General features: G+C 64.6%; 9 protein-coding genes and 1 riboswitch. Of the genes, 5 read left to right on the top strand and 4 right to left on the bottom strand.

The genetic code is table 11. The features are described 5' to 3' along the window. On the top strand, positions 1-897 hold an 897-nt coding region (argF, locus tag EN742_RS13405), incomplete at its 5' end, for an ornithine carbamoyltransferase (protein WP_245492315.1). Positions 898-975: 78 nt separating this feature from the next. Next, complete coding sequence (locus tag EN742_RS13400) at positions 976-2,007, top strand: Hsp33 family molecular chaperone (RefSeq protein WP_126056592.1); 1,032 nt, start codon at positions 976-978, stop codon at positions 2,005-2,007. 114 nt (positions 2,008-2,121) lie between these two features. On the opposite strand, the gene EN742_RS13395 is transcribed toward EN742_RS13400, so the two are convergent. Both EN742_RS13395 and apaG read right to left on the bottom strand, forming a co-directional pair. Then, positions 2,122-2,931 (bottom strand): alpha/beta hydrolase, encoded by an 810-nt coding sequence (locus tag EN742_RS13395; RefSeq protein ID WP_127406541.1) that lies wholly within the window; start codon positions 2,929-2,931, stop codon positions 2,122-2,124. A 103-nt stretch (positions 2,932-3,034) separates the two neighbouring features. Beyond that, positions 3,035-3,427, bottom strand: coding sequence for a Co2+/Mg2+ efflux protein ApaG (gene apaG, locus EN742_RS13390; protein ID WP_126056590.1), 393 nt, complete (start codon positions 3,425-3,427; stop codon positions 3,035-3,037). A gap of 225 nt (positions 3,428-3,652) precedes the next feature. On the opposite strand from apaG, the gene EN742_RS13385 reads away from it, so the two are divergent. Beyond that, a complete protein-coding gene (locus EN742_RS13385; protein ID WP_127399738.1) occupies positions 3,653-4,807 on the top strand; it encodes a ceramide glucosyltransferase in 1,155 nt (384 codons plus the stop codon). Between the two features lie 22 nt (positions 4,808-4,829). On the opposite strand, the gene EN742_RS13380 is transcribed toward EN742_RS13385, so the two are convergent. Beyond that, a complete protein-coding gene (locus EN742_RS13380) occupies positions 4,830-6,017 on the bottom strand; it encodes an O-succinylhomoserine sulfhydrylase (protein ID WP_126056589.1) in 1,188 nt (395 codons plus the stop codon). Positions 6,018-6,075: 58 nt separating this feature from the next. Next, a riboswitch (SAM riboswitch) is annotated at positions 6,076-6,153 on the bottom strand. A gap of 82 nt (positions 6,154-6,235) precedes the next feature. Here EN742_RS13380 and EN742_RS13375 point away from each other — a divergent pair. Together EN742_RS13375 and EN742_RS13370 are read left to right on the top strand one after the other, a co-directional pair. After that, the gene (locus EN742_RS13375) at positions 6,236-7,330 is read left to right on the top strand and encodes a 2'-deoxycytidine 5'-triphosphate deaminase (protein WP_127407202.1); all 1,095 of its coding nucleotides are present in this window, start codon (positions 6,236-6,238) and stop codon (positions 7,328-7,330) included. A gap of 97 nt (positions 7,331-7,427) precedes the next feature. After that, the gene (locus tag EN742_RS13370) at positions 7,428-8,201 is read left to right on the top strand and encodes an ABC transporter substrate-binding protein (protein ID WP_126056587.1); all 774 of its coding nucleotides are present in this window, start codon (positions 7,428-7,430) and stop codon (positions 8,199-8,201) included. A gap of 172 nt (positions 8,202-8,373) precedes the next feature. Here EN742_RS13370 and araD1 read toward each other — a convergent pair whose 3' ends face one another. After that, positions 8,374-9,366: an AraD1 family protein gene (gene araD1, locus EN742_RS13365; RefSeq protein WP_126056586.1), complete on the bottom strand. Its 993-nt coding sequence runs from the start codon at positions 9,364-9,366 to the stop codon at positions 8,374-8,376. Between the last annotated feature and the right edge of the window lie 224 nt (positions 9,367-9,590).

The following is a 9,590-nucleotide window of genomic DNA, read 5'->3' as shown; positions in this document are numbered from 1 at the left end:
TTCACCGACCTCTCCGCCGTTTCCGAAGGCGATCTGCGCTTCATGCTTGACGACGCGGTGGTGCGAAAGGCCAGGCTCAAGGCCGGCGAGCGCACCAAGCCGCTCGAGGGCAAGGTGCTGGCGATGATCTTCGACAAGCCCTCGACCCGCACGCGCGTGTCCTTCGACGTCGGCATGCGCCAGCTTGGCGGCGAGACCATCATGCTGACCGGCACCGAGATGCAGCTCGGCCGTTCCGAGACCATCGCCGACACGGCCAAGGTGCTGTCGCGCTATGTCGACGCTATCATGATCCGCACCACCTCGCATGAGCGGCTGCTGGAGCTGACCGAGAACGCCACCGTTCCGGTTATCAACGGGCTGACCGACGACACCCATCCCTGCCAGCTGATGGCCGACATCATGACCTTCGAGGAGCATCGCGGTCCGGTGGCCGGCAAGACCTTCGCCTGGACCGGCGACGGCAACAATGTGCTGCATTCGCTGCTCGAGGCCTCGGCGCGGTTTCGTTTCAACCTCAACGTCGCTGTGCCGGAAGGCAGCGAGCCGGATGAGAAGCACATCGACTGGTCGAAGGCCAATGGCGGCAAGCTGAATTTCACCCGCTCGGCCGAGGAAGCTGTCCACCAGGCAGACTGCATCGTCACCGACTGCTGGGTGTCGATGGGCCAGGAGCATCGCGCGCGCGGCCACAACGTTTTCCTGCCTTACCAGGTCAATGCGGCGCTGATGGCGAAGGCGAAGCCGGACGCGCTGTTCATGCACTGCCTGCCGGCGCATCGCGGCGAGGAGGTGACCGACGAGGTCATCGACGGACCGCATTCGGTGGTGTTCGACGAGGCCGAGAACCGGCTGCACGCCCAGAAGGCGGTTTTGGCCTGGTGTCTGGGAGCTTGATCTCCGGAGGTGTGATGCCTATCTGCGGCGCATCACGCAAATCGAGCGCGTTTGGACGCATGCCCCCAGATGGGCGGTATGGCCGCGCCCCGGAGCTTTGTCATGTTGGAAACCCGTCAAGTGACTAAACATCACCCGCAACTCGGCGAATTCGGCTATGCCGGCGACGACCATGTCGTGCCGTTCGAGGTCGCCCCGCTCGACGTGCGTGGCCGCACCGTGCAGCTCGGGCCGATGCTCGACGCCATTCTTGCCCGCCACGATTATCCGGAACCGGTCGCCCGCCTGCTGGCGGAAGCCTGCGTGCTGACGGTGCTGCTCGGCACTTCGCTCAAGTTCGAAGGCAAGTTCATCCTGCAGACCCGAACCGACGGGCCGGTCGATATGCTGGTGGCGGATTTCTCCACCCCGCATGCGCTGCGCGGCTATGCGCGCTTCGATGCCGATCGGCTGCAGGTGCTGACCGCCGCCGGCGAGGTCTCGCAGCAGACGCTGCTCGGCAACGGCGTGCTGGCGCTGACCATCGACCAAGGCGTCCACACGCAGCGCTATCAGGGCATCGTCCAGCTCGACGGCTCCTCGCTGGAAGAGGCCGCGCGCACCTATTTCCGCCAGTCGGAGCAGATCCCCACCGACATCAGGCTGTCGGTGGCCAAGCTGGTGACGCCCGGTCCCCGAGGCGCCCGTGAGCAGTGGCGCGCCGGCGGTCTTCTGGCGCAATTCCTGCCGAAGGCGCCGGAACGCATGCGCGTGCCGGACATTTCCGGCGGCGATGGCGATCCGCGCGAGGCGGTGCATGATCCGGCCGACAACTCCTGGCAGGAGTTGCTGGCGCTGCTCGGCACCATCGAGCCGACCGAGCTGATCGATCCGACGGTCGGCGCCGAGCGGCTGCTCTACCGGCTGTTTCACGAGCACGGCGTACGCGTGTTCGGCGGCGTGCCGGTTGCCGACCAGTGCTCGTGCTCGCGCGAGAAGATCCGCGGCATCCTCGCGGGCTTCTCCGCCGAGGAGATCAAGGACAGCACCGAGGATGGCGGCATCCACGTCGCCTGCGAGTTCTGCTCGACGCAGTACGACTTCGATCCGACGGAGTTCGCCGCGCAGTAGGCTCGCCTTCTGACAAGCCGCACCGCAATCTATCCTCTCTCCCACCGGGGGAGAGGATACATAGCCTGCATTGTCGGGCGTCCTTTTTGACTGCGCTTGGCCGCCGCACCGATTTCAGCTTCTAATAAATTCTTCGAGGTGCCTGCGGACCTCTGACGCTCGTTCGACTGGAGCCATATGGGTTTCTCCCGCGAGCAGTGTGAGCTTCGCTCCGCTGATTGCACTCGCGGTGGCTTCCATCATCCCGCCGAAAAACTGGTCCCTTTCACCGCCGAGGATCAAGGTCCTCGCCGAGATATCGCGGAGGCCTTCGTAGGCCACATCGTTGTCGAGCATTGCCTCGAGATAGCGCACAATCGTCCTTGGCGCTCCCATCCGGGCAATCAGGCTGCGTCCTTCGAACCTCAGTCGAAAACGCAAAAGAAGGTTCAGCCACGGCCGCCGAAACGCCGTTGTGAATTCCTCCAAAAGCGCGTGAAATTGTTCGGCTTTTGCGAATTGGATCTGTCTCTTGAGCCGCTCTTTTCCATCGGCCGAAAAGCCATGCGCACTCGCCAGCAGGACCAGCCTGCCTACCAGGTCTGGATAGCGTGCGGTCACCTGCGTTGCGACAACGCCGCCATAGGAAATACCCATCAACTTCGCTGGCTTCTTGAAGTCAGCGTCGATGATCTCCGCGATGTCTCTGGCCATGCCCTCGAGCGATAGATCGGCTTTGGGAGCGGGATCGTAGCCAATCAGCACAAAGCTCGTGCCGGGTGGAAGGATATGGATGAGCCGTCTGGCGTCCTTTTCCAGTCTGGATGGACAGGGTTTCATCATGAACCCCTGACCGCCGTTGATGATGAGAAGCCTTTCCGGTCCTTGTCCAACGCTGGCGAACGGCAGCCGGCCCAGAAACAGCCCTGTTTCAATTTTGTGCATCAAGTCGCTGCCTGGCGCATGGCAGCCTCCCTTGATCAATGGGAAGCAAAGTTGCTTTGACGCTCGCACGCCGGTGTGCCGGCGCCAAGGGAGTAGGCGGCCACTAGTTCACCGTCCGTCGCGTGCCTGGCAGGTCGAGCGAGAAAGCCGGTATGGCGACGTCGAACGTCTCGCCCTGCTTGTTGCGCATCGTGTAGTGGCCGACCATGATGCCCGACGGCGTCGAAAGCGGGCAGCCGGAGGTGTACTGGTAACTGTCGCCGGGATTGAGCTCGGGCTGGTCGCCAACGACGCCGGCGCCGCGCACCTCCTCGACACGGCCGCTGCCGTCGGTGATATGCCAATAGCGCGACAGCAACTGCACGAACTCGTCCGACTGGTTGTCGATGGTCACGTGATAGCCCCAGACATAGCGATTCTCCGACGGATCGGAGCGATCCTCCAGATAGAACGGCCTGACCTGCACTTCGATCTTGCGCGTGACGGCGCGATACATGAGCTGCTCCAAACAGTTCGGGAACTTTCGGCTCGCTCCGCTATCAGGTCAACGATGCGTGATGCCCATCCCTTCCGTCCTTATGCGCACGTGCCGGCAAACAATGTCATTTAAGTGACACACGACAATGATGGTGTGCGCAGACCGTGCCGGGCGACTCATCGCTCTGTCGACCTGTTCAAGACGGCCATTCCCAGCCGGCTTTTCCGGAGTGACCAGACCTCGATGGAACTGATCGCCATAGCCGCCGCTCTGCTTTCGATAGCCTTGCTCCTCGCCAATCTCACCAGCATCCTGCTCGCGGCTTTGAGGCTGAAACCGCCGCGCGGCGCGGCGCCGCCCGCCGGCAGGACGGCGCCGGTCTCGATCGTCATTCCCGCGCGCGGCGTCGAGCCGTTCACCGAGGAGACGCTCCAGCGCGCTTTCACGCTCGACTGGCCGCGTTACGAACTGATCTTCTGCGTCGCCCATGCCGACGATCCGGTGGCCAAGCTGATAAACCGGGCGATTGCCCGGTTTCCCAAGGTGCCCGCCCGGCTGCTGGTCGGCGACGACCGCGTCAGCGCCAATCCGAAGCTCAACAATTGCGTCAAGGGCTGGGAGGCGGCGCGCCATCACTGGGTGATCCTCGCCGATTCCAACGTGCTGATGCGGCACGACTATATTCAGCATCTGATGGCAGCCTGGCGGTCGGACAGTGGCCTCGTCTGCTCGACGCCGATCGGCTCGCGGCCGGACGGCTTCTGGGCGGAGGTCGAATGCGCCTTCCTCAACACGCTGCAGGCGCGCTGGCAATATGCCGGCGAGGCGCTTGGCCTCGGCTTTGCCCAGGGCAAGAGCATGCTGTGGAACAAGCCCATGCTCGACGCCAATGGCGGCATCCGCGCGCTTGCCGCCGAGATCGCCGAGGACGCCGCGGCGACCAAGCTGGTCAACGGGCTCGGCCTTCGCGTCCATCTCGTTGCCTCGCCCTTCGAACAGCCGCTGGGCGAGCGCCGGCTCGGCGAGATCTGGTCGCGCCAGGCGCGCTGGGCGCGGCTGCGCCGCGTCACCTTCCCGCTGTTCTTCGCGCCGGAGATCATGACCGGCGCGGCGCTGCCGCTGCTGCTGGCGCTGTTTGCGGCGGCTCACGCGGGCATCAGCCTGCCGGCCACGGCGCTTTGCGTGCTGGCGCTCGCCTATCTGCCGGAATGCGCGCTCGCCTCGGCCAAGGGCTGGTACCTGTCGCCGCGCATCGTCGCCGCCATGATCGCGCGCGACGCGATGCTGCCGGCGATATGGGCGCGCGGTTGGCTGGGCGGCGCCGTCGACTGGCGCGGCAACGCCATGACCATCGGCACCAAGGTGGCCGAACTGGAAGAGACGCCCTCGAGTGCCTGACCGGGGCCTTCGCCCAGGTCCCCTATTTCGCCGCCTTCAGTGCCTGCTCGACATCGGCGAGCAGGTCGTCCGTGTCCTCCAGGCCGACCGAGAGCCGGAGCGTGCCCGGGCCGATGCCGAGCTCGGCGCGCGCTTCGTCGCTGAGGTTCTTGTGCGTGGTCGTCGCCGGGTGGGTGATCAGGCTCTTGGCGTCGCCGAGATTATTGGAGATCAGCACGATGTCGAGGGCGTTCTGGAAGGCGAAGGCCGCCTGCTTGCCGCCCTTGACGTCGAGGCAGATCAGCGTCGAGCCGCCCGACATCTGCTTCCTGACGATCTCGGCCTGCGGGTGGTCGGCCCGGCCCGGATAGATGACGCGGGCGATCTCCGGCCGTTCGGCGAGGAAGTCGGCGATCTTGCCGGCGCTTTCGGTCTGCTGGCGCACCCGCAGCGGCAGCGTCTCCAGGCCCTTCAGCAGCGTCCAGGCGTTGAACGGCGACAGGCTGGGGCCGGTATGGCGGAAATAGTCGTGCAGGTTCTCGTCGATCCACTTCTTGTCCGACAGGATGACGCCACCGAGGCAGCGCCCCTGGCCGTCGATGTGCTTGGTCGCCGAATAGACCACAATATGGGCACCGAGCTGCAAGGGCTTCTGCTGCAGGGGCGTGGCGAAGACATTGTCGACGATCAGTCTGGCGCCGATCGAATTGGCGAGTGCCGCGACGGCGGCGATATCGACCACTTCCAGCGTCGGGTTGGTCGGGCTTTCCAGGAAGAACAGCTTGGTGTTGGGCTTCACCGCCTTTTCCCAGTTGGCGATGTCGGTGCCGTCGACCAGCGTCGCCTCGATGCCGTATTTCGGCGCCAGCGTCTCGACCACCCAGCGGCAGGAGCCGAACAGCGCGCGCGCCGCCACGATATGGTCGCCGGCCCTGGCGCTGCACAGTAGTGCCGCCGTCACCGCGGCCATGCCGGAGGAGGTCGCGCGCGCGTCCTCCGCACCTTCCAGCGCGCACATGCGTTTTTCGAACATGTCGACCGTCGGGTTGGCGTAGCGCGAATAGATGAAGCCTGGTTCCTCGCCCTTGAAGCGGGCCTCCGCCGCCTGCGCCGTCTCATAGACATAGCCTTGGGTGAGGTACATCGCCTCGGCTGTCTCGCCGAAGCCGGAACGCAGCGTTCCGCCATGCACGAGTGCCGTCTGAGGCTTCCAGTCACGCTTCTTGGTCATCGCTCTACTTCCAGATACAAAAAAACCGGCCGCGAAAAGTCGCAACCGGTCCATACGGCCTTGCGGCCCGACGGTCCTTTAGCGACTTGTTTAACGTGGCTGCAAGCCGACCGGCCAAATCACCACGGGATAACGACCCTTTAGACCCGCACCGCGCTTGCGTCAATTGCCGGCTTCATTAAGAGGTTTGTACCAGCGGCCTTGGAGCGGAGCCAGCTTTGCGGCAGACAGGCATTCTTCCCGATCAGGACATTTCCGCGCTGTTCCAGTCCGGCGCGCTGAAGTCGCCGCGCGCCCTCGATGCCGACCAGATCCAGCCGGCCAGCCTCGACCTCAGGCTGGGCGACAAGGCTTTCCGCGTGCGCGCCTCCTTCCTGCCCGGCCCCGATCATCTGGTGGCCGACAAGCTCGACCGGCTGAAGCTGCACGAGATCAATCTCGCTGACGGCGCTGTGCTGGAGACGGGCTGCGTCTACATCGTGCCGCTGCTGGAGAGCCTGGCATTGCCGGCGAATGTCTCTGCCTCGGCCAATCCGAAAAGCTCGACCGGGCGGCTCGACATCTTCACCCGGGTGATGACCGACCGCGGTCACGAGTTCGACAAGATCGCTGCCGGCTATGCCGGGCCGCTCTACCTCGAGGTCAGCCCGCGCACCTTCCCGATCGTCGTGCGTGCCGGATCCCGGCTGTCGCAAATCCGTTTCCGCACCGGCAATGCACTGCTGTCGGAGAGCGAGTTGCGCGAGCTCCACCATGGCGAGACGCTGGTCGCCACCGAGCCGCCCAACATTTCCGGCGGTGGCATCGCGCTCTCGATCGATCTCGACGGCGACAAGGACGGGCTGGTCGGCTATCGCGGCAAGCACCATACCGGCCTCGTCGATGTCGACAAGCGGGCCGCGCAGGACGTCGTCGATTTCTGGGAGCCGCTCTACAAGAGCGGCGCCGGAGAATTGGTGCTCGATCCAGACGAATTCTACATCCTGGTCAGCCGCGAGGCGGTGCATGTGCCGCCGCTCTACGCCGCCGAGATGACGCCCTTCGATCCGCTGGTCGGCGAATTCCGCGTCCACTATGCCGGCTTCTTCGATCCGGGCTTCGGCCATTCGGCGGCCGGCGGCACCGGCAGCCGGGCGGTGCTCGAAGTGCGCAGCCACGAGGTGCCGTTCATCCTCGACCACGGCCAGATCGTCGGCCGTCTGGTTTACGAACACATGCTGAAGCGGCCACAGGCGCTTTACGGCACCGATCTCGGCTCGAACTACCAGGCGCAGGGCCTGAAGCTCTCCAAGCATTTCCGCGCCGCGCGCTGATCCATCGTCATCGTTAGACTCCGCTTGCCCGGCCCCACGCGGCATGCTTGGCTGTGCCCAGCCCGTCAAGGTGACGGAAATGAAGGGGAAGAAGACAATGCGGATTTCGAGATGGATCCTGTCGGCGGCCGCTGCCGCCATGCTGGCGCTCGGCGCCGGCGCCCTGTCGGCGCAGGCCGCGGAAAAGATCAAGATCGGCACCGAGGGCGCCTATCCGCCGTTCAACACCATCACGCCGGACGGCAAGGTCGAGGGCTTCGACATCGACATCGCCAACGCGCTGTGCGCGCAAATGAAGGTCGAATGCGAGATCGTCACCCAGGACTGGGACGGCATCATTCCGGCCCTCCAGGCCAAGAAATTCGACGCCATTATCGCTTCGATGAGCATCACCGAGGAGCGCAAGAAGCAGGTCGCCTTCACCCACAAATACTATACGACGCCGCTTGCGCTGGTCGCGCCGAAGGACAGCGAACTCACCTCGACCGAACCGGCCGCGCTCGCCGGCAAGACGGTGGGCGCCCAGGCCTCGACCACTCAGGCCGACTTCGCCCAGGACGTTTATGGTAAGGCCGGCGCCGAGGCCAAGCTCTATCCGACCCAGGAGGAGGCGATTACCGATCTCCAGAACGGCCGGCTCGACGCCGTCATTTCGGACAAGTTCGTGCTGGTGGACTGGCTGAAGAAGGCGAGCGACGGCTGCTGCAAGCTGGTCGGTGACGTCAAGGGCACCGAGACCGAAGCCGGCATCGCCGTGCGCCTGGACGACACTGCACTTCGCGACAAGCTCAACGCGGCAATAGACGCCATCGTCGCCGACGGCACCTACAAGAAGATCCAGGCGAAGTATTTCGACTTCGATATCTACTGAGGTTGTGCGCCCTCCGCCTTCTCCCCTTGTGGGAGAAGGTGGATCGGTGCGCAGCGCCGAGACGGATGAGGGGTAGGTGACGGATCACCCGTCTTTGCCAAGCTGGAGCACCCCTCATCCGACCTCGCTTCGCGAGGCCACCTTCTCCCACAAGGGGAGAAGGAGAATGCGCTCAAAGCGCCTTGACCGCCACCTTCACCGGCTTCTCGATCTCGAGCGGGTTGCGCAGCGGCAGGCCGAAATCCTTCGCCTCGATCTCGAAAGTGTCGCCCGCCTCGGTCTTGACGCCGTCAGCGAAGGAGAGCGTCGCGGTGCCGAACATGTGGACATGCACGTCGCCCGGCTGGCGGAAGGCCGAGTATTTGAAGTGGTGATGCTCGAGATTGGCGATGGTATGCGACATGTTCGCCTCGCCCGACAGGAACGGCTTTTCCCAAAGCAGCTTGCCGTCGCGCCAGATGCGCGAGGAGCCCCTGATGTCGGCCGGCAGGTCGCCGATCAGGATCTCCGGCCCGAACGAGGCGTTGCGCAGCTTGGAGTGGGCGAGGAACAGGTAGTTCACCCGCTCCGTCACATGGTCCGAGAACTCGTTCGACAGGGTGAAGCCGACACGGAACGGCGCGCCGTCGTCGCCGATGACGTAGATGCCGGCGATCTCCGGCTCCTCGCCGGCATCCTGCGCGAAAGCGGGCGACATCAGCGCCGCGCCCGGCGCCACTGCCATCGTGCCGTTGCCCTTGTAGAACCACTCCGGCTGCACGCCGACCTGGCCCTTTGGAGGCTTGCCCCCTTCCAGCCCCATGCGGAACATCTTCATGGAATCGGTGAGCTGCTCCTCACCGTCGGCGCTGAGCTTCCTGTGCATGGAATCGCGCGTCGCGGCGGAGCCGAGATGCGTAAGTCCCGTACCGGTGAGATGCAGATGCGCCGGATCCGGATGGTTGATCGGCGAGACCAGCCGTCCTTTCTTGTAAACGGCATCGAGATCGATGGTTTCGCCGAAACCCTTGCGCTCGATCAGCGCCACGAGGCCGGTGCCGGTGCGCGCCGCCTCCATCGCCAGCGAATAGACGCTGCGGGCGCCGTTGATAATCCGGGTCTTGCCGCCGTTGCGGGCGACGACGCGGATCGTCTCGGCGTCGTCGAGGATCTGGGAGATCAGCATGATGAACCCTCTCTCTTTTGCCTTGGCCCGGCCGCCGATGGGCAAACCCTGACCGTCGCGGCCCGGAACAGTTCCGCGCCACGGTTGAAACTCTTCGTCCGGATTGCGCTCGCGAGCCTGGTCCCTCCGGGGACTTCTTGGCGCCGGCGGGTTGCCGGCAGCTTCGCGATCTGGACCCGTATGCCTCCTGCTTTCCTCGGCTGGTGCGGTTCAGCTTCGAGCAG

The sequence above is a fragment of the Mesorhizobium sp. M4A.F.Ca.ET.020.02.1.1 genome (assembly GCF_004022645.1).
Lineage (GTDB): Bacteria > Pseudomonadota > Alphaproteobacteria > Rhizobiales > Rhizobiaceae > Mesorhizobium.
The sequence above is the reverse complement of the archived record's forward strand: the minus strand, read 5'-3'. Positions and strand labels throughout refer to the sequence as shown.

Excerpts from the sequence above, each read along its gene's own strand:
- EN742_RS13400 (WP_126056592.1), top strand. The coding sequence starts at position 976 with ATGGCCGCGCCCCGGAGCTTTGTCATGTTGGAAACCCGTCAAGTGACT.
- EN742_RS13395 (WP_127406541.1), bottom strand. The coding sequence starts at position 2,931 with ATGCACAAAATTGAAACAGGGCTGTTTCTGGGCCGGCTGCCGTTCGCC.
- apaG (WP_126056590.1), bottom strand. The coding sequence starts at position 3,427 with ATGTATCGCGCCGTCACGCGCAAGATCGAAGTGCAGGTCAGGCCGTTC.
- EN742_RS13385 (WP_127399738.1), top strand. The coding sequence starts at position 3,653 with ATGGAACTGATCGCCATAGCCGCCGCTCTGCTTTCGATAGCCTTGCTC.
- EN742_RS13380 (WP_126056589.1), bottom strand. The coding sequence starts at position 6,017 with ATGACCAAGAAGCGTGACTGGAAGCCTCAGACGGCACTCGTGCATGGC.
- EN742_RS13370 (WP_126056587.1), top strand. The coding sequence starts at position 7,428 with ATGCGGATTTCGAGATGGATCCTGTCGGCGGCCGCTGCCGCCATGCTG.
- araD1 (WP_126056586.1), bottom strand. The coding sequence starts at position 9,366 with ATGCTGATCTCCCAGATCCTCGACGACGCCGAGACGATCCGCGTCGTC.